This window comes from Clostridium nigeriense, from assembly GCF_900086595.1.
Classification (GTDB): Bacteria; Bacillota; Clostridia; order Clostridiales; family Clostridiaceae; genus Clostridium; species Clostridium nigeriense.
The window spans coordinates 2,871,140-2,892,409 of sequence record NZ_LT575472.1 but is presented as its reverse complement, the minus strand read 5'-3'; the positions used below and the strand labels follow the sequence as shown (position 1 = coordinate 2,892,409).

Genomic DNA, 21,270 nt, shown 5'->3' with positions numbered 1-21,270 from the left:
TGGGCAAATAATATACTACAAAAGTAGCTAGTAAAATAAAAAGAGTTTTGCTAGCTATTTTATATAATCAAAACTTGAATTTTAAATATTACTAATTATATTGTATGCGTAGAAATTTAAACTTTTTTACTTACGATATGGTGAAGCGTATCTGTGGAGAACCAAAATTGTTAGAAAAAATAATTGAAAATTTAATATATTAAGTTTTAAAAGAGCAGCTGAATTTATTTCAGTTGTTTTATTATATATAGAAAAAATATGTTTTTAACTTTTTATATACAAATTTTTAGGATAATAAGTAAAAATAAAATTTTTATCAATTTAAGTGAGGTAAATTAAATCAATCATACAAAAAGCATCCGTGGATTGTGATATAATTATTTCAGTAATATATTGGGAAATATAAGAAGCTAAGGTTTTAGGAGGGATGAGTATGGATTTAATTATTAAACCAAATTGGGATATCTTTAGAGCAAAGTTTAGTGAAAATCCACAGAACAACTTTGAGTGGTTTTGTTATATACTTTTCTGCAAAGAATATAAGCAAGAAAAGGGAATATTTAGATATAAAAATCAGTCTGCTATTGAAACAAATACCATATCAGTAGGGGATGAAATTATAGGATGGCAAGCAAAATTTTATGATACTACTTTATCAAATAATAAGAGTAAGTTAATAGAAACATTGGAATCGGCAAAAAGGAATTATAAAGGCATAAATAAGTTAATCTTTTATACTAATCAAGAGTGGGGGCAATGTCATGATAAGAAGGCACCAAAAGAGAATGATACCAAAGCTAAGAAAGAAGTCGAAGAAAAATCTAAAGAATTAGGAATTGATTTAATATGGTATACAGCTAGCTTTTTTGAATCACCATTTGTAGTCGAAGGAAATAAAGAAATAGCAAAGCATTTTTTTACATTAGAAGAAAGTATTATAGATAGGATAAATAAGAAAATTATACCTAGAGTAAGTGAGTTAAATGAACAGTACAAGAATACTTTTAGAGGAATAAAAAGAACTTTTATAAATAGACCAGAAATAGATGCATGTATTGAAGATATTAAGATTGATAAATCACTTATTATACATGGTAAGGCCGGGCAAGGAAAGAGTGGGTGTACTCAAGGGGTAATAGAGTACTGTGAAAAAGAAGATATTCCGTATGTTGCAATTAAATTAGATGATAGAATGCCAGAACTAAATGCAGATAAGTGGGGAGAAGAGTTAGGGTTAACAACATCAATTCCTAGAGCTTTGAATATGCTTTGCGAAGATAAAAGAGGAGTTATTATATTAGATCAATTAGATGCATTACGGTGGACAAATGTGCATTCAAGGCAAGCCTTAATTACATGTACAGAAGTAATAAAGAGAGTAGAGGAAATTAATTTAAATAGAGATAATAAGATATCTATTATTTTTGTATGTAGAACTTATGATTATGAGAATGATCCTAATATTAAGTCTCTATTTAATAGCAACGATAATCAACAAAACAAAGAAAAAACAGGCATAGAATGGAAAGAAATTATAGTTGGAGAGTTGTCAGAAGATGTTGTTAGAGAGATTGTTGGATTTAGGTATGATAAATTATCGTACAAAATGAAAAAAGTACTTAGTATTGCTAGCAATCTTTATATATGGGAACATTTAGAGCAAGAGAGTATGTATGATGATTATTCAACTGCTAATCAATTAATTCAGAAATGGTGGGAACAAATAAAACAAAATTGCACAGAGAATCTAATTGATGAAGTAGAGATTGAGCATACTAAATCTGCACTTATAGATAAGATTAATACTTTAGGGAAATTACATATAAGTGTTAAACTTTTAAATGCATTAAAAGTAACAGAAAGAAGTTTAACGTATTTAAGCTCAAATGGTTTTATAATCAAGAATAGTAATAGCGTTTCATTTGCACATCAGAGTATTTCAGATTACTTTTTGGCACAGGAAATGTTGAAGAGATATTTTGAAGGAGAAGATATTATAAGTATAATAGGGGATAAGCACAAACAGACTCCCCAAAAAAGGTATCAAATTCAAATGTTATTACAGGATATACAGACGGAAGATGAAGAAGAGTTTATTCAGTTTGGAATACAAATGATGAAATCAAATGAGATTAGGTTTTATGTTAAATATGTATTTTTTGAAGTTCTTGGACAATCTACTAATATAAGTGATGCTACTAGAAAATTTATTTTACAATACTATGATGATAATGAGTATGGAAATCATATTATTGATGGAATAATTGTAGGACACGCAATATTTGCACAGCTATTAATTGATAATGGCATTTTGGATAAATGGATGTCTTTAGATGATAAAAAAGATATAGCTATAAAGTTAGTTCAAAGTATAAGCCCTAAATATAGAAATGAGGATATAGAGTTTATAAAAAGACATTTATTTAAATCAAAGGATAATGACGAAAAATTTAGTAGATGCTTCTATTTTAATATTTATGAAGATATAGATGAAATGTTTGAGTTAAGGTTGGTATTCTATGAGAAGTATCCCAAATTTATTGATAGGTATATCGATTTTAAAGAATTATTTATTAGATGCGAAGTAAGAGCAGTGAGGGTTTTTGAATTAGTATTAAAAAATGAGTTAAAAGGTCATAGAATATATCAAGATGAAGAAAATTTTTTAGATAATGATAATGAGATAGCAATAGAGAATGTAGAGTTTATACTAGATACATTATTAAAATATATTCCACAGGAGACAGAAGCATGGTGTTCTAAATGGAATGCCAGAGAGTCTTATAACCAAGGAATGGAAAGAATTTGTGTTCAAATAATAAAAAAGACAAATATGATTTTAATAAAACGAAATCCCGAAGAATTCATTAATAGATATAAGCAATATTTTAATAAAGGATATAATGTATACAATGAAATTATATTAGATGGTTTAAAGAGATTCCCTACAGAATTAAGTAATTTAGTAATCAATTGTTTATATGATAATTTTGATAATATAATTTTTGATAAAAGTAGTTCTACAAAAAATAAGCTAGATAAGGTAAAGGATGTTATAGAGATACATTCAAGATGGTGTGATAATCCAACATATTTAAAACTGGAAGAAAAAATTATATACTATATAGACCCAAGAGCAAAGGAGCGGTATAAGAGCCGAATTGAGTTTAATAGAAATAAAAGCAATAATACAAAGGTATACTGGAGTTTCTGGGGAGATTTACAAATAATACTTCTTACTGCATTACCTAAAAAGCGAATATCATTAAAGGTAAAAAAATTATTAGATGTTCTTAAACGACGTAATATTAGTTTTGTAGAAAGCAATATATATAATAAAAGCAGTGGGCATTCAGGAAGTATCTATTCTCCTATAGCTGGGAAAAGGTTGAGTAATAAGCAATGGATACAAATTTTAACTAATACTAAAATAAAAACTAGAGATAGAAGATCTAGATGGGTAGAAGTGAAAGGAGGATTTGTTGAAAGTTCAATAGAAAAGTTTGCAAGTGAATTAAGAGATGCTGCAAGTAAAGAACCGAAAAGGTTTATAAATTTGCTATTGGATAACAGCTTAAATATAGATGATGTGTACTTAGATTCGCTTTTTAGTGGAATCACCTATAGTGAAAATTTGGAAGAGGTTAACAATAAAATATTAGAAAGATTTATATTGACATATAAATATGATTATGAGGGATATAGGGCAAGATATATTTGTGATATGGTACGTAAGAAGGATAATGGAGAATGGTCGTACGAGATACTAGATATACTTAAGGATATTGCTCTAAATCATATTAACCCTAAAATTGATGAAGCTAATGTGACATCACCATATGATAAGGAAATAAAATCATTTAATATGTTAAGTAGCAATGCGTTAAATTGTGTTAGGGGAAGTGCGGCATCAGCTATAGGAAAGCTTTTATGGGATAATAAAACATTATTTGAGTATTTTGAGGATAGTATTATACAGCTATGCCAAGATGCGAATCCTGCAGTAAGGTTAGCAACATTAGATATTTTATTTCCTATATATAATATTAATAGAGGATGGGCGATAGAAAAAATAATAAACATACTAGAAAGTGACTATAGGCTTGCGGGATATAGAGGTATGAAGCAAATGTTTTTTTTAACTCATAATGATAAGCAAGATGAGATAGAAAATATCATACTAAAATGTTTCTATGAAGAAGATAAGGATTTAATGAAAATGGGTGCATATATTTTAGCTGAAATGTATATTGTAAAAAATAGATTTACAGAGGTAGTAGAAAATGTTGAAAGTTTAAATCAAGAACAAATTAAGTATATACTTGAAATGGTTATAATTTATTTTAATAAGGAAGAATACAATGAATTAGCTAAGAAGTTGATTATGAAGTATATAAAACTAGATTTGGATTTAGAGTTTCCAATAAGCAGAATTTTTTATGATAATTTAATAGATATAGAGCGAGATGAAGAATTTTTAAAAAATCTGGTATCTTTTAAAAGCAGCAAGAAAATAGTAAGTACTTTTGTACGTTATTTAGAAAAGAGTAATCAACCTATTATTGCATATAAAGATGTCATTTTTGCGATGAGTTATAATATAATTGAGAATAATATTGATTCAGAAGGTTATATTTATGGACTAAATGAAGAAATATCTAAACTTATAATAGGGTTATATGATGAAACATCAGAAGAAAAAAACGAAGAAATGAATGAGTGTCTACGTATTTGGGATTTAATGTTTGAAAAAAGAATAGGAGCTGCGAGAGTTTTGACCTTTAAGATGTTAGATAGGTAAAAGATACCTATAAAATTTTTTCGAGGTATTATACATGAAGAATTGATTTTGTTAAAAACAATTGCGGTTAATATACTAGATTTTCAACTTTTAGGTGTAGAAAATATAAATCCAATTTTAAATGAAGGAGCATCAAAAGGAATTTTGGTAACAACTTCTGATTATGGGGCTGATTCTTATGAGTTTGCGAAGGATAAGCCACTTACATTATTAAATAGATCAAATTTATTACATATGCTACAAAAGCATAGATATGAAGCAAGAATAGATTTGAAAGAAGCAAAAATTGAAAAAAATAATTTAAAGTAAATATGTTAAGTGGGTAAAAGATATTACAAAAATGCAGGAAATGTCTTATTTCCACCATTAACCCTAAACAATAAAGAAAATTTGTTGTCTAGGGTTATTTATTTTAGATTAATTTTAATAAAGAGACACAAGATGTCTATATTTATATATTATACTTTCATTATGTTGTAAAAATAAATTTTAGGAAGAGTTATAGTATGTACTGTAGAGAATGTAGAGAAAAATTTAATAATGAGAAATCAGTTATTTGTATTAAGTGTGGTACAAAAAGGGGACAAGGAGATAAATATTGTCCAGAATGCAGTAGTATGATAGAGAATAAGAATGCAGAGATTTGCTTAAATTGTGGTGTCAAAGTTAAATATAGACTATCGGGAATAAAAGAAAATTTAGGAAGTGGAAATAATTCTAAAATGACAGCAGGGCTATTAGCTTTTTTTTTTTAGGTTCATTAGGAATACATAGGTTTTATTTGGGATATAAACAGATTGGTTATATCCAATTAGGGATATTTATTGCGGGTATATTACTTTTAGATTTAGCTTCGCTAGTAGCAGTAGTATGGGCGTTGGTTGATGCAATAATGATATTTACAGATAAACTAACAGATTCAAACGGAAATAAACTTATATAAAGTAAATATTTAAATAGAGGTGTGTAAACTATTTACATACCTTTGTTATTTAATGATTTATATTGAAGTAATGTATAATATTATAATATAATGTAAAAATGAGTGTAAATATGTAATATTTAGTATGTAAGAGGAAGTATAATCTATGAAGAAAGATAAAGGTGAAGAACAAAAATTACGTATTCTTGAATTAAATGATAGATTTAATAAAGGAGAAGTAATTGAAAAAGAATATATTTCAAGGGTATTTGGTGTAGAGAAAAGGACTATTCAAAGAGATATTAAAGTTTTAAACAATTATTATATAAAGGTTGATGGATTATCTCCGAGAAGAATACATTATTCTAGAAAGAAAAATGGACATGAATTACTTAATAGAAAAAGTAATCTTATAGAGAGTGATATTTTTGCGGTTTCAAAGATTTTATTAGATTCAAGGGCTTTTTCAAATGAGGAGATTAATAGGATTATAAATGCATTAGTACAAAATTATAATGATGGAAGTATAATAAAAAAACTCATTTCAAATGAGTTATTTCATTATGTGTCACCCAGTCATAATAGAAATATTGTAGATTTTCTTTGGAAAATAAGCCAAAGTATATTAGAAAAAAATATAGTGAATGTATCATATATGAGACAAGATAAAGTTATTAAGCAACATAAGTTAAAGCCATTAGGGTTAGTTTTTAATGAGTATTACTTCTATTTATTAGCAGAAATAGTGAGAAAAGATAAATACTATCAAGCAGTTTTTAGAGTTGACAGATTTCAAGAATATATTATTACAGAAGAGAAGTTTAAGGTAGATTATAAAGACAGATTTGAAGAAGGAGAATATAGAAAAAGGATTCATTTTATGTATCAGGGAGAACTGATGAATATACAATTTAAATTTGGAGGAGATTCTCTTGAAGCTGTTTTAGATAGAATACCAACGGCTAGGGTAATTGGCAGGGACGAAGATAAATATGTTATTAACGCGGAAGTTTATAGTAAAGGAATTATCATGTGGCTGTTAAGTCAACGAGAATATATTGAAGTTATTCGTCCAAATAGCTTACGGGAGGAGATGAAGGAAATAGCAAGAAACATATATAATTTATATTGTTAATAATAAAAAATACGGTGATAAATTTTAATATAAGGTGGATTAGGTTGAGAAAATATGATGAATTAAAAAAGAAAAAAAATAGTGCGGTGAGTGGAATTAAACAAGGCACTTATAATTTGGAAAAGATATCAGAAGAATCAGAGAGAGTTGCGAATGTAGCAAGAGATGTTTCGATAATTATAAATGATATTGAAAAAAACTTTAAACAAGTTACAAAGCTTAATAAAATAGACATTTCATTTTTAATGTTGGCAATTTCATTACAATGTGCAAGGCAATACATATTTGCTAACGATAAGTTTAGATTAGATAAAGCATCAGATGGAGATAAATTAATAAAGGATCCTCTAAAAAAAGTTACGCCTAAAGAATGGCATGATACATTATTTGGGAGTGTACCTTATGATGCTACTAGGCAAACAGAAAATTTCAAAAAATTAGATCTGAAGTCTGGGATTTCTGGATCAACACACAGATATAGAGCCTTGGGTCATGATCCTATTTTAGGATGGATTATTGGACCTATTAATATTCTTTCAGATTCTTTGACTAAAAATGATTTTACTACATATACAGTAAAAAATATGAAGTTAGATGGAGTTTTTGAAGGTGATATAGCAGGAGCAATAAAAGTTGCCCATGAACAAGGTACAAATGATCCTTGGAATATACCAGCTGCGATTATCAAACAAGCTATTCATTTTGGGGCAGATTATTTTACTAAACAGGGATTGCCAATACCTGTATTATCAATAGCAAATGAAGATATGGCTAGAAAAATGCTTAGTAAGAATTACCGTATTGATACTTATAGTGTAATGCGAGGAGCTACTATGTCTATATTTATTAATAGTATTATAGAGTGTATACATACACTTTTCTATGATGAAGTTAGGGATATTTCAACTGATTTATATAAAGTAAGAACTAGGAAAATTTTAATGTATTCTAATATAATTGCATCTTCAAGTAATATTATTTATACAGCTATTTCAGAGGATCTTACTAAATTAGATGTAGGAGGAATATTGGTTACTTTATATAGAATTGTAAGTGATACAAAATTTATTAATGAGGTGAAAAAGGAATTTTTAGAAAAAGAATTTTATAATAAAGTTATGGGAAATGATATAGGTTTAATATGGGAGGAGAATAATGAGTACTAAAGATTTTAAAAGAGGAATGGAAGCTGGAGCTAAACCATTTTATGAAAAATTCAATGAGGTAAGTGAAGTAACTAAAAAAATTGGGAAAGAAATAAATACAAAGATAGATTCATTAGATGAAGTAGTTGATGTTATAATAGACGATTTAACATCTATGAAAAAGAAAGAAATATATGATTTAAATACAAAGTTAGATATTAATGAATGTTTAGACAATGAAGAAAAAGAATTATTATCAGCATTATTGATTAATATTTCTAATCTGTGGGCAACAAATAATTCTTATCAACAAAAATTTATAAGAAGTGTAAACTCATATATTGGAGTTAAGAATCCTCAAGTAAGTATAGATTTAAGTAGTATTGAGAATATTGAAAATTTAAATTCCCAAAAAGCAATTTTTCAAGTAATAACAGAATATTTATTTTTAGAGTATGGAGATTTTGAATTCTTGCAAAATGAAGAATACGAGAAAAATTTATTTGAATACTTTAATATAAATAAAAGAGGTATTAAAGAAATTATAGAGTGTATTAAAGTAATTTATAATGCAACTGGATTTGAAGGTATTGCTGAAAAATATGGTTATGTAGTTGAAGAAGAAATAGTGGATTCAAGTATTAGTAATGAGGTAGAGAAAACCTTTATAACGTATGATGGCAGTGATATTTCAGAAGAGTGTGCAGATCAAGTTAATATAAATCAGTATGTTACATTAGATAATTATTTAGTTTATCAAAGTGATGAAGGTGAATTTTTTAAAGTTAAGAAAAGTGATGGATGTAAAGAAAAAATTGGTGTTTGTATTGAGAAATACAAAACAGAAGATATTTTTGGAAAAGGTAAGTATCTTTGCATAAAATCACAAGGAGAGAGTTGGGGTAAAAACAATATTAGTATAATAGATATTGAATCGTTGAAGAAAACTGAAATTAGTATAGTAGGTAGGATTAGTAAGTGTGATTGTAATGAAGAAAATCTATTCTATACAATAGAAGTAGATAATATAGAAAGAATGTATATATATAATTTTAAAAATGATACAAGCAAGATTTTAGAGGTAATAGTAGATAATGAAAATATACTAACTTTTGAAAAATTTTTTGTAAATGAAAATATTATTTATTTTACTCCAAGTTATAGTGATTTAATTTCAGAAAAGAATAGATTAATGGAGAATACTTTATATTTATATAAAATTTTAGAAAACACTATAGAAAGATTATGTGAAATACCATTTGAATCTAATTACTTTTTAGAAAGATGTGTTCTTGAGTGGAGCCAAACTAATATGAAAAATAATTATTTATATAGTATATCAAGATATGATAAGGAGTATGCATATATAGCATTAGATAATCCAAAAGCTATAAAATGTTCTAAAATTCCTTTTAGTAGTTACAGTGATATTTATACCTTTATAGGATATGGTGTAATTTATTATGTAATCTTAGATAGTGACTTTTCGATAAATAAATATGATATTGAAACAGGTGAAATCAAAGTTATACTGGAAAGTACAGGATGTGGTATTATTGGGGAAAGGAAGGCTGGATTGTTTAAAAAGGAAACTTTTTATGCTATTGCTTGGGAAAAGCCACAAGTGGTAGGAAATTGGATATATTATAGAGGGAATACGAGTAGAAATATATTAAAGGTATCAGTGGACGCTGTAAATGGAAAAAGTACTTTAGTAGATGTATAGTAATAAAATATTTATTTCTAGTTGTACTACTTTTAAATAAAAATGACCACAAGTTTAATAGATGCGTGATAGAATAGATAATCTTGTGTAATTATCATCTTTATTATTTAACTATTACTGGAAATTTTGATTTCCAGTAATAGTTTTTTTAATAAAATGGCTTAAACTCTGAGAAAAAAATACTTGATATAATGGTAATGACTTATAATCGTAAAAAAAATAAATCATAGGAGGTGTCGTATGGGTAACAACATATAAATATTATCATATTAAAAATGGAGGTATCAATATAATATATTATTTGCACATAAATATAGAATACAAATACTATATGGAAAGTATAAATCTGAAATAGGCATTTCTGGTGTGGAAGATATTATGTTGATACATTAGGAAGAAATAAAGCTTCAACTACGAATAGGTTGACTTCATTTTTCTATTATCTCCGTTGTAGCTAATGAGAAGCGTATTATAAGTAAATGAACGTATGTCTATATGTAAATATTTAAAATTTATAGAAACCTATCAATTGATAATAGAAAGGTATTTATCAGTTGAATGATAAAAGCAATTAATAAATAATAAGTAGTGATTTCTAATTAAATACTATTGATATTTTTCATGGTTAATTATATACTTTAAAAAAATACTTAATGAGGAGATTAACTATGAATAAAGGACAAGAAATGTTTTTTAATTTTATAATGCAAAACGTAGAGGAAGAAAATCAAGAAAAGGCTAAGGAATTATTAGCTGAAAGCTTCGGAAAGCAAGATGATGGAACATTCAATAAAGAGTATATGATGACTTTCATTCCTAGAATGTTAGAGTTAGTAAAACCAGAAAGCATTGAAAAAGTAAAAAATATTATGATGAGTCATAATGCATAATTATAAAAAATAAATTGTATATTAAGATATCCCAGTAAGAAAATTACTGGGATTAATTTTTTTATAAGATTAATAAAAGAGAATTATAAGTAAATATTATGTAGTTTTTTGCGTTTAATATATAACATAAATATAATATTATACAAGAATTGATAAAATATTGAAAAATATGCTATAATCTCTAAGGAATAATTATAAGTATAAATTAAATAAAAATTTAAAATAGATAAAACCAAATATAAATACCATGTATCTATATATAAGATTAATTAAAAATATAAAAATAAGGAGAGAATTAAATGAAAAAAGGAATAGTAAAAGAATTGATAATTATAGGAGTTATCGTGGTAGTAGTGGGAGGCGTAGTTTTAGCTCTTACGAATAAGTCTGATTTGGATAGTTCAAGTAAATCAAATGAAATTACAGGTGAAATTAATCCTGGTACTAGTGATAATAGTAGTAATACGCAGAATAACCCTAGTAATACAGGTAATAAGGAAGATGTTAAAGAAATTAACTTTGATTTGACAAATTCAACACAAAGCATTTTTGAAGGAGAAGTTAATGTTTCATTGGTTAAGGTGGAATATAAAAATAATACATTAACAATTGATGGACAAGTTGATAACAATTCTAATGAATCAATTGTAGGACATGTATCAAACTTCTATTTTAAAGATTCAAATGAAGTTATTACAAATCTAGATTTTTTTGATAATCCTAGTTTCAACATTAATGCACCTTCAGGTGGAAAAACAAATTTCCAAATGATATTTAATAATTTAAAACTTGAAGGTAACAACTTCACTATTGGTGGAGAGTTCTTTAAATTTGGATACTTTGGATCAGATAAAAAAATAAATTTAGAAGTAAGACTTTAAAATTTTCAGTAGGAAAGGATTGTAGTTATGAAGATTATAGTTATTATTATTTTGTCAATTATTGTTATAAGCATTGTTAATAAATTAAGGTTAAAATTTACTGGAAACAAAATACTTGTATCTCCTACAGATGAGTTAGTTGACAACTATATAAATATATTAAAATTTACTTTAATTGAAAATAAACCTTCAGTATGGGGGGGACTTAGATCTATATTTTTTAGAGTATATAACTCAGAGAATATTTCTAAAGAATTAAAGGAAAGGCTATATATTGAATTGGTGAAAAAGGGATGTAATCTTGGTAGTATAAGTCCATATAATATGACGGATGAAGAAAAAATTAGAAAGAGTGGAGAAGAAGGAGAGAAAAATGTAGCGTATAAGTTAAAATGGTTATCAAAGGAATATAAGGTTTTAAATAATGTTAGATTAAAATCAGAAATAGAAAGTCAAGAATTTGATAATATTGTAATAGGGCCAAATGGAATATTTCATATTGAAACTAAGAATTATGGTGGAGATCATGGATGTAAGATAAAAATAGATAACTTTGGAAATTGGGTTAGAGAAAAGAATGGGAAAGAGATTGGTATTGATAGTCCTGAGTTTCAATTAAGACGACATGAGATAGTTCTTCAAGAGAATTTAAAAAGATTTTATAGTGAAAAGGAATACTATGTAAAAGGAATAATAGTAATTTCAAATCCTAAAACAATTATAGAGGGTGCAGAAAACTTAGAAGTTCCTGTTATTAAAGCAGATGCTCTATGCAAGTATATTGAAGGCGTAAAAGGGGAAAGTATTATTTCAAGTGAAGAAATAGATGATATATATAATAGATTAAAACAATAGTTATTTTATTATATTAAAATAAAACCAAATCTAAATCTTATGTATCTATAATATATAAAGTGTTTAGGGGGAATAAATATGATTAAAATTAATATGAGTAGGATTGAAAGTGAATTAAAAAGTATACATAATAAAATTAAAATAACAATAGGTATTGGTGTACTGAGTGCAATATTTATGGCTACAGTTTCTATAGGATTTATTATTCCAATGATATTGGCATTTAAATTCTATAAGAAGTATGATAGACAAGTAAATGCTCTAAGTAGTGCAATTAGTGGAGATTTAAATATTAAGAGGAATTATAAAATCAATAGAAATTTTATTGGGAATAATAATTTAGATGAAGTTTTAAAAATGCAACATCAAGGGTTAAATATGGAATTTATGGAGCAACAAAATGAATTTAATAGACAGATGGTTAATCAGCAACAAGATGAAATAAATAGACAAATGCAAGAACAATTTGATAGAGAGTTTATTGATTTTTCAAATAAAAGTGTTACTTCCTTTGATGATGGAGGCTTTGTTCAAGGTCCAGGATTTAATTTATCTGATACTATGATGTCTAATATGAATAATGGATTTTAAAGTATTATGCTTATTTAAAATAAAGATATATAGAAACTAAATTAAGGGAGATAATAATGAAAAAAATTGCTAAAATTTGTTTAATTGTATTAATAGCTTTATGCATTATAGGAGGCATAAGTATTTATATTAAGAAAGATAGTTTAAGTAATAAATTACTTGGTACTTGGGTTATAGAAAGTAGCGGGTATAACTCTGATAAGTACACTGAAGAAGATATGGAAAACATGATATCTAATGGGGGGATATTTCAGGGATTAATGCTAATGAGAAACTCCATGTTATATAGTGAAGGAGCATTTGTTACATTTAAAGAAAATAATAATTTAAATATAGGATTATTAAGTGGTAATTATAAAATTAATGATAATGAGATAGAAATAGATTTAGGAGATGGAACTACAGATTCATTTGAGGTGAATATAGGAAATGAGAGAATGATTCTATCTGGCGAATATATAATAGAATTAGTTAAAAAGAACAATTAAGATCAAATAAATGTAAACTGAAAACATTTATAATAATATTATATGGCTTTCAATTGAAATGCACCATGTCAAGTAGGAAGTAAAAATGATATACTAAGTATAATAATTATTACCATTTAAAGATATTAAGGAGTAGTAATATGAAGGAGCGTAAAATAAGAATGAATACATTAATAAGTATATTTTTATTTATAGTAATATGCATTATATTTTTTACTTGGCAAAATAATAGTATTGTTATTTCTAAATATGAATATAAAAATTCAGATATTCCTTTTGAATTTAATGATTTTAATATTGTTCAAATTTCTGATTTACATAATAAAGTTTTTGGAAAAGAACAATCTAAGTTATTAGAAAAGGTTAAAGATTTATCACCTGATATTATTGTAGTAACTGGTGATATGATAGATAGACGTAGATATAATTTAGAAAATGCTATGTATTTTATAGAAGAGGCCATTAAAATAGCACCTGTTTATTATGTTTCAGGAAATCATGAGGCTTGGTCAGAAAAATATTCTGAGATTAAGAAAAGGTTAATAGATACTGGAGTTTATGTTCTTGATGATGAAACAGTAAAGATTAATAAAGATAATAGTAGTATTAATATACTAGGTTTATCTGATCCAGCCTTTATTACATCTAGCTATATTGATGAAACTAATACAAGCAATATGGAGGAGTGTTTAAATAGCTACTCAAAAATTGAAGGATTTAAGATTTTACTTTCTCATAGACCAGAACTGTTAGACTTATATTCTAAAAATGATATAGATTTAGTTTTTTCAGGACATGCTCATGGTGGACAAGTTAGAATTCCTTTTTTAGGAGGAATTATTGCACCTAACCAAGGCTTTTTCCCTAAATATACTAGTGGGAGTTATAATAGTAATAAAACTACAATGTTTGTTAGTAGAGGCCTTGGAAATAGCTTGTTTCCATTAAGAGTATTTAATAGACCAGAAATTATATCAGTAACCTTGGAGTCTAAACAATAAGAGTTAAATCACTTAATAATTTTTAATTATATGAAATAAGAAAGTTATTGTACTTGGAGGATGTATGTATATAGATTGTCATACCCATTTAGATTTTTTTGAAGAAAATATAGATAAAGCAATTAGTGATATAAATGAAAATGAAATATTAACATTAGCAAATAGTATGGATATTGAAAGTTACATTAAAAATAAAGAATATAGTAAAAAAAGCAAATTTATTAAACCTTGTTTTGGGATACATCCATGGAAAGCAGCTGAGTATAAAGAAAACTTAGAAAAGCTAATTCCTTATATTGAAGAAAGTGAAATTATAGGAGAAATAGGGTTGGATTATCTTTGGGTAGAAGATAAAAATACTTTTGAACCTCAAAGAAAAGTGTTTAATTTTATACTAAAAGAAAGTGTAAAAAGAAATAAGGTAGTGAATCTTCATACCAAAGATGCAGAAGAGGAAATATATGAAGCCCTTAAAAAGTTTAATTACAGTAAAGCAATAATTCATTGGTATAGTGGGGATATAGAAACTTTAGAGAAATATATAGAACTTGGGTGTTATTTTACTATAAGCGTAGATATGGTTTATTCAGAGAAAACTAATGAAGTATTAAGTAAAATACCAATAGATAAACTGCTATTAGAAACTGATGGACCTACTGCTTTAGAATGGGTTAATGGTGAGTATGGTTATCCAAGTGAAATAAAAAGGGTATATAAAAATGTGGCTGAATTTAAAAAAGTTAATATAGATTTTTTATTAAAGCAAGTTGAAAAAAATTTTAACAAGCTAATTATTAAGTAGAATTGATATAGCTTTTTAATTAAAATTAATAAAGAACATGTGCAAATGATAAGGATTATTAACTGACTTGACATTTATGTTTAAAAGGAATAGAATGGAATCATAAACTTAATATTTGTCTGGGGGGGCAGCGAACTGTCTGAGATAAAGTTGATACTATTTTGACCCATGAACCTGATTTGGATAATGCCAACGTAGGGAGATTTTTTGTTGTTGAATATTAATATACAAATTGAACTATATTACAGTATCTCTAATCAGAGATACTGTATTTTTTTTATTAATATTTAAAAATTTAAAAGTATTTTAAGGAGGAATAATTATGGCACTTTGTAATGTAAGTCTTCAAGTAATACCAACAGTAAGTGAAGATAGAATTTATCCTGTAGTGGACAAGGTTATAGAATACATAGCTTCTACTGGAGTAAAGTATGAAGTTGGAGCAATGGAAACAACTATGGAAGGTGAGTTAGATGTTTTATTAGAAATAGTAAAAAAAGCTCAAGAAATATGCACAGAAGAAGGTGCATCAAGAGTATGTTCTATGGTTAAAATAGACTATAAAAAAGAAGGCGTGACTATGGATGAAAAAATCGAAAAGTATAGGAAATAAGCTTGCACCTATAGTGTTTATATTAATTTTATTAAGTTTATGGGAAATAGTAGTTAGAGCAGGTGGAATAGAAAAATATATAATGCCAACTCCATCAGATGTAATTAAAGTTTTATTTAGTGATTTTAAAGTTATGATGCCTCACATATTAGCTACACTATATGAAGGTTTTGTAGGATTTATAATTGCAATTGGATTATCTATAGTACTAGCAGTGATTATGGATATGGTACCACTAATAAAAAAGGCTCTTTATCCAGTATTAGTTATATCACAAACTATACCAACTATTGCATTAGCACCACTTTTTATTATTTGGTTTGGCTTTGGTGCTTTGCCCAAAATAATTGTTGTTGTCATTGTATGTTTTTTCCCAATAGTAATAAGTATAGTAGATGGTCTTGAAGGTGTGGATAAGGATTTAATAAACCATTTTAAATTAATGGGAGCTTCAAAGCTAAATATATTTATGCACTTAAAATTACCCTATGGAATGATAAATTTCTTTTCAGGAATGAGAATTGCAGCAACTTATAGTATTATGGGAGCTGTAATTGGAGAATGGCTTGGAGGAGATAAAGGTCTTGGTGTATATATGACTAGAGCAAGAAGTGCATATGCTTTAGATAAAATGTTTGCTGCTATAGTAATAATAGTAATTATAAGTATGGCTATATTTGGTTTGGTTTCTGTAATGGAGAAGATATTTACTCCATGGAATAATAAAGATAATAAAAGGGAAAATAATTAATTTAGAGGTGAAATAATGTTAAAAAAGAAATTAGTATCAGTAGTATTAGCATCATTAACAGCACTAACTTTATTTGCTGGATGTAGTAAAAAAGAAGAAGCAAAAAATAATGAAGGACTTCAAAAGGTAACATTAATTTTAGATTGGACACCTAATACGAATCATACAGGTTTTTATGTAGCACAGGAAAAAGGTTACTATAAAGATTTAGGATTAGAGGTTGAAATAATACAACCATCTGAAGGTTCGTCACTACAGCTTTTAGCAGCAGGAAAAGGAGATTTTGCAGTAAGCTATCAAGAAGATTTAACTTATGCAAGAACATCAGATAGTCCATTACCTGTTATGGCTATAGCAGCTATTATACAACATAACACATCAGGTTTTGCTTCACCTAAGGAAAAGGGAATTGAAACTGTAAAAGATTTTGAAAATAAGGTTTATGGTGGATGGGGAAGTCCATCAGAACAAGCTATATTAAAAGCTGTTATGGAGAAAAATGGAGCAGATTTTAGTAAATTAAAAATGGTAGATGCAGGAACAGAAGACTTTTTTATAGCAACTAAAAATAACTTAGATTTTGAATGGACTTTTGAAGCATGGACAAATATTGAAGCAAGACTTAGAGGTTTTGATATAAACTATATACCAGTTAGAGATTTGGATCCAGCATTAGATTACTATACTCCAATAATTGCAACTACTGAAGATACAGTTAATAATAAAAAAGATTTAGCTAAAAAGTTTATGGAAGCTACAACAAAGGGATATGAAGAAGCAATAGCTAATCCAGAGGAAAGTGCAAAACTTTTAGTAAGTAAAGTCCCTGAAATTAGTGAAGAACTTGCAATAGAAAGCCAAAAGTATCTTGCTGATAAATATATGGAGGATACAAAGGTGTTTGGTGAAATGAAGGATAGTGTATGGGATAACTATACTAAATTCTTATATGATAATAAATTAATTAATAAGGAAATGAAATCAAGCGAGGCTTATACAAATGAGTTCTTATCAAAATAAGATTTTATTAAAAAATATATCTAAATCCTTTGATGATATGGAAATATTAAGAGATATAAATATAGAAGTAAATGAAGGGGAGCTAGTTTCAATTCTTGGTCCTTCAGGCAGTGGGAAAAGTACTATTTTTAATATTTTAACTAATATAATAAACAGCGATAATGGAGAAGTAAAAATTAATGGAAATTTAAGTTATATGTATCAAAAGGATATGATGGTTCCATGGAAAAAGGTAATAGATAATATAGGAATTCCATTAATATTTAAAGGTAAAAATAAAGGTGAAGCTAGAGAGGAAGTTAGAAAACATATAGATGAATTTGGCCTTAGTGGATTTGAATATAAATATCCATCACAGTTATCAGGTGGAATGAAGCAAAGAGCTAACTTTTTAAAAACCTATTTAACATCTGACGATATAATGCTTTTAGATGAACCTTTTGGAGCTTTGGATTCTATGACGAGAAGAAAAATGCAAAATTGGTTATTAGAGTTAACTAAAGAAATGAAATCTACTATATTATTTATAACACATGATATAGAAGAAGCAATATTATTATCAGATAGAATATATATTATTTCTGAAAAGCCTGCTATTATAAAAGGAGAAATTAAAGTTAACTTATCTAATGATAGAAATGGAAATGTAGTTACTAGTAAAGAGTTTATTGAAATTAAGAAAGAAATATTAAGTCTTATGTAATTTATCGAAGTAAAAAGCTTTAACAGTTGATTAAAAATAATCAATGTTAAAGCTTTTTTATTATAAAATTAGTTTAATTTAATATTTTAAATGCATTTGAAATATTGCGATAATTATACAATATATAGTATTAGTTTTTCTATAAATACAATATGTAGTATAAATAATAAAAGTCAAGACTTGAAAGTGATTTTTTTATTATGTAATATAGAGAAAGATAAAAAGTAAAAGGATAGGTGAAGCATGTTGATAGTTGTTGGAGGTATGATTGGACTTGGTAAAAGTTCTGTTGCTGAAATTTTAGGAAAACATTTCAATTCTGATGTATTTTATGAGAGTGTAGATGATAATCCTATATTGCCATTATTCTATAGTGAAAGCGAAGAGGAAATCCAAAAGAAGAGATATCCTTTTTTATTGCAACTTTATTTTTTAAATACTAGATTTAAAAGTATAAAGGAAGCACTTGTTCATAATAATAATGTATTAGATAGATCCATTTATGAAGATTGGTATTTTGCTAAGAAAAATATGGAGCTTGGAAGAATTAATGAGTTAGAAATGAAGATATATGAAGATCTTTTACACAATATGCTAGAGGAATTAGAAGAGCTTCCTAAAAAAGCACCCGATATAATGGTTTATTTAAAAGGTTCTTTCGAAACTGTTTTAAATAGAATAGCTTTAAGAGGTAGAGAGTTTGAAATAGATGATAGTTTAAGAGAGTATTATAATTTCTTATGGAAGGACTACGATGCCTGGGTGGAAAATTGCTATAATGCTTCTGAAGTTTTAATAATAGATATGGATAAAATGGATGTTGTAAATAATGAAGCTGATAAGTATAAGCTTATAGAATTAGTTGAAGAAAAGCTTAAGGAAGTTAGAAAAGTTGAAAAAAAAGCTTAATATTAGATTAAAAAAAAGTAGGTCAAATTAAATGAGTTGACCTACTTTTCTATTTGTTAATAAGAATGTAGAAATAATTATAGTTACAGCTATAATAATTACATTTGGATCATCAGCCTTTATAGCAGCTTTTGCATGAGGTTGAATAAGTAGCAACAATACAAGAAGTAATAGTTATATAAGGAAAATTTATGTTAAAATATAAAAAGGATAAAAGAATAATATATAGAAAGATACGGAGGTAGAAATGAAAAGATATATTAAGATAATATTATTGATAATAATGAGCGTATTTGTGTTTTTAGGGTGTTCAAAGGATAATAAAGATAAAGCAGATAAGGACAATAATGTTAAGTTATACCCAGTATTAGAAGAGAAAAGTGGCTTATATGGGTATGTAGATATAAATGGTGATTATAAAATAGAGCCTAAATTTTATGATGCTGAAACTTTTAGTGGTGATTATGCAAAAGTTTATATAAATAAGGATAGAAGTGAGAATATAATTAATTCAAAGGGCAATTATATTTTACCAGAGGATAAAGAATTTATAAATATTACAATGGAAGATGATTTTATAATAACTAGTACAAAAGAATTTAAATACTCAATTTATAATGAGAATGGAGAAAAAATATTAGAGGATGAGTATGACAGTTTCTTTGTAGATGAAAATGGATTAATTGTAGTATTGAAAGATACAGAAAAAGCTATTTTTAATGATAAAGGAAAAGTAGTAGTACCTTTTAAAAGTAATGAAAGTCGTCTTCATATTCAAAATAAATATATTATATGGAATGAAGATAATACTTCCATAGTAGCTAATTTAAAAGGAAAAGAAATTCTACGAATTGATGATAACAAAGGGATAAGAGTAATAACTGATAATACTATAGTAAATGAAGATAGTAATGGTAAATATAATTTATATACTATTAAGGGGGAAAAGATAACAGAAGATGAATACGATTATATAGGATTTGAAAGTGATGGATTGATAGGTGTAGTCAAGGATGGGAAAAGTGGATTTATTAATGAAAAAGGTGAAGAAGAAATTCCATGTATATATGAATCTGCATTACCATTTTCAGATGGATATACAGTTGTAAGTAATGGAGGAAAATATGGAATTATAGATAAAGATAATAATGCAGTAATAGATATAAAATATGATGGCATAATTGATAAAACGGAAACTTTAGATAATGAGAAAGGAAGCATATATAAGTATGTAATAGATGAAAGAGTGGCGGTAATAGAAAATGACAGAACATATTTAGTTAACTTAGAGGGGAAAAGAGCAACCTCTTCTTATGATAATATACAATTTTATAATGATTACATCATAGGTACAGTTACAAGAATAACAGAGTCAGGATTTGCAGGGGTAGGAAATATGATAATTGATAAAGATGATAATATTCTATCCAAAAATCTTGCAGTTATGGGGATAGTACCATATGATTTAATGATAGTAAATGAAAAAGAAGGTAACGAAGGGTATATAATTAATAGCAAAGGTGAAATCTTAAATAACAATCTTTATGGAGTAGTTTCTTTTGGATATTCAGAAGGGTACGATTCATTTGTAACTACGAAGGGGGATGGATGGGCTGTTATAAGTAAGGATGGACATGAGATAATATCCTTTGATGATAAGGTTGAAAGTGTAAAAATATACGATGAAGGTTTATATTATTTAAATTATAAAGATGGTAAAGTTGATTTAGTAAATAGGGAAGGTAAGTCAATATTAGATTAAAGTATAAGGGAAATTTTTTATGTGGATTTTTATTAGTTTGGGTTTTAAGTATTTTACTAGCAAGATATTTAAAAAGTAAAAAGCTATTGAAGCTATTTTTAGGATTTTGGATATTGAATTTATTAATATATTTTTTAGTGATGATCTTATTAAAGTTTGAAATTTATATTGCTGTTCTTATTCTTTGGGTAGTACTATTTATTGGGCCTATGCAAGGAGTGTATTTAGGTAATAGTTTTATTACAATAATTATAATAGATATTTTAATTAGCATT

General features: G+C 26.7%; 21 protein-coding genes and 1 riboswitch. Of the genes, 20 read left to right on the top strand and 1 reads right to left on the bottom strand.

Annotation, left to right across the window (positions count from 1 at the left end; genetic code table 11):
• The first annotated feature begins 433 nt into the window (after positions 1–433).
• The 19 genes from BN6774_RS13580 to BN6774_RS13495 all read left to right on the top strand — a co-directional run bounded on the left by BN6774_RS13580 (position 434) and on the right by BN6774_RS13495 (position 19,233).
• A complete protein-coding gene (locus BN6774_RS13580; RefSeq protein WP_066894691.1) occupies positions 434–4,801 on the top strand; it encodes a hypothetical protein in 4,368 nt (1,455 codons plus the stop codon).
• A gap of 48 nt (positions 4,802–4,849) precedes the next feature.
• The gene (locus tag BN6774_RS13575; RefSeq protein ID WP_066894689.1) at positions 4,850–5,110 is read left to right on the top strand and encodes a restriction endonuclease; all 261 of its coding nucleotides are present in this window, start codon (positions 4,850–4,852) and stop codon (positions 5,108–5,110) included.
• Positions 5,111–5,307: 197 nt separating this feature from the next.
• Positions 5,308–5,556 carry a hypothetical protein gene (locus BN6774_RS13570; protein ID WP_066894686.1) on the top strand — a complete coding sequence of 83 codons (249 nt, stop codon included), beginning with the start codon at positions 5,308–5,310 and terminating at the stop codon, positions 5,554–5,556.
• A gap of 26 nt (positions 5,557–5,582) precedes the next feature.
• Positions 5,583–5,744: a hypothetical protein gene (locus BN6774_RS18200; protein ID WP_159426838.1), complete on the top strand. Its 162-nt coding sequence runs from the start codon at positions 5,583–5,585 to the stop codon at positions 5,742–5,744.
• A 145-nt stretch (positions 5,745–5,889) separates the two neighbouring features.
• Positions 5,890–6,858 (top strand): helix-turn-helix transcriptional regulator, encoded by a 969-nt coding sequence (locus BN6774_RS13565; RefSeq protein WP_066894684.1) that lies wholly within the window; start codon positions 5,890–5,892, stop codon positions 6,856–6,858.
• A gap of 44 nt (positions 6,859–6,902) precedes the next feature.
• Positions 6,903–8,024 carry a hypothetical protein gene (locus BN6774_RS13560; RefSeq protein ID WP_066894682.1) on the top strand — a complete coding sequence of 374 codons (1,122 nt, stop codon included), beginning with the start codon at positions 6,903–6,905 and terminating at the stop codon, positions 8,022–8,024.
• Positions 8,014–9,729: a hypothetical protein gene (locus BN6774_RS13555; RefSeq protein ID WP_066894680.1), complete on the top strand. Its 1,716-nt coding sequence runs from the start codon at positions 8,014–8,016 to the stop codon at positions 9,727–9,729. Before BN6774_RS13560 ends, BN6774_RS13555 begins: the two co-directional genes overlap by 11 nt.
• 668 nt (positions 9,730–10,397) lie before the next feature.
• Positions 10,398–10,619, top strand: a complete 222-nt coding sequence (locus BN6774_RS13550; protein ID WP_066894678.1) for a hypothetical protein — start codon at positions 10,398–10,400, stop codon at positions 10,617–10,619.
• Between the two features lie 299 nt (positions 10,620–10,918).
• Positions 10,919–11,500: a hypothetical protein gene (locus tag BN6774_RS13545; RefSeq protein ID WP_066894676.1), complete on the top strand. Its 582-nt coding sequence runs from the start codon at positions 10,919–10,921 to the stop codon at positions 11,498–11,500.
• A gap of 27 nt (positions 11,501–11,527) precedes the next feature.
• Positions 11,528–12,355 (top strand): nuclease-related domain-containing protein, encoded by an 828-nt coding sequence (locus BN6774_RS13540; RefSeq protein WP_066894674.1) that lies wholly within the window; start codon positions 11,528–11,530, stop codon positions 12,353–12,355.
• Between the two features lie 78 nt (positions 12,356–12,433).
• Complete coding sequence (locus BN6774_RS13535) at positions 12,434–12,946, top strand: hypothetical protein (protein ID WP_066894673.1); 513 nt, start codon at positions 12,434–12,436, stop codon at positions 12,944–12,946.
• 56 nt (positions 12,947–13,002) lie between these two features.
• Complete coding sequence (locus BN6774_RS13530) at positions 13,003–13,434, top strand: hypothetical protein (RefSeq protein WP_066894671.1); 432 nt, start codon at positions 13,003–13,005, stop codon at positions 13,432–13,434.
• A 140-nt stretch (positions 13,435–13,574) separates the two neighbouring features.
• Positions 13,575–14,435 (top strand): metallophosphoesterase, encoded by an 861-nt coding sequence (locus BN6774_RS13525; protein ID WP_106404278.1) that lies wholly within the window; start codon positions 13,575–13,577, stop codon positions 14,433–14,435.
• A gap of 64 nt (positions 14,436–14,499) precedes the next feature.
• Positions 14,500–15,237, top strand: coding sequence for a TatD family hydrolase (locus tag BN6774_RS13520; RefSeq protein ID WP_066894669.1), 738 nt, complete (start codon positions 14,500–14,502; stop codon positions 15,235–15,237).
• 110 nt (positions 15,238–15,347) lie between these two features.
• Positions 15,348–15,455: riboswitch (TPP riboswitch) on the top strand.
• Between the two features lie 104 nt (positions 15,456–15,559).
• Positions 15,560–15,850 (top strand): thiamine-binding protein, encoded by a 291-nt coding sequence (locus BN6774_RS13515; protein ID WP_066894667.1) that lies wholly within the window; start codon positions 15,560–15,562, stop codon positions 15,848–15,850.
• On the top strand, positions 15,822–16,601 hold the full coding sequence (locus BN6774_RS13510) for an ABC transporter permease (protein ID WP_066894665.1): 780 nt from the start codon (positions 15,822–15,824) through the stop codon (positions 16,599–16,601). Before BN6774_RS13515 ends, BN6774_RS13510 begins: the two co-directional genes overlap by 29 nt.
• 15 nt (positions 16,602–16,616) lie before the next feature.
• A complete protein-coding gene (locus tag BN6774_RS13505) occupies positions 16,617–17,621 on the top strand; it encodes an ABC transporter substrate-binding protein (protein ID WP_066894663.1) in 1,005 nt (334 codons plus the stop codon).
• Entirely contained in the window at positions 17,602–18,324 is a 723-nt protein-coding gene (locus BN6774_RS13500) for an ABC transporter ATP-binding protein (protein WP_066894661.1), read from the top strand. Before BN6774_RS13505 ends, BN6774_RS13500 begins: the two co-directional genes overlap by 20 nt.
• Positions 18,325–18,567: 243 nt before the next feature.
• Positions 18,568–19,233, top strand: a complete 666-nt coding sequence (locus BN6774_RS13495; protein ID WP_066894658.1) for a deoxynucleoside kinase — start codon at positions 18,568–18,570, stop codon at positions 19,231–19,233.
• A gap of 27 nt (positions 19,234–19,260) precedes the next feature.
• Here the strand turns inward: BN6774_RS13495 and BN6774_RS18990 are convergent, their stop codons facing one another.
• Entirely contained in the window at positions 19,261–19,392 is a 132-nt protein-coding gene (locus tag BN6774_RS18990; RefSeq protein WP_268873142.1) for a hypothetical protein, read from the bottom strand.
• Positions 19,393–19,480: 88 nt separating this feature from the next.
• On the opposite strand from BN6774_RS18990, the gene BN6774_RS13490 reads away from it, so the two are divergent.
• On the top strand, positions 19,481–20,995 hold the full coding sequence (locus BN6774_RS13490; protein WP_066894656.1) for a WG repeat-containing protein: 1,515 nt from the start codon (positions 19,481–19,483) through the stop codon (positions 20,993–20,995).
• Positions 20,996–21,270 lie beyond the last annotated feature (275 nt).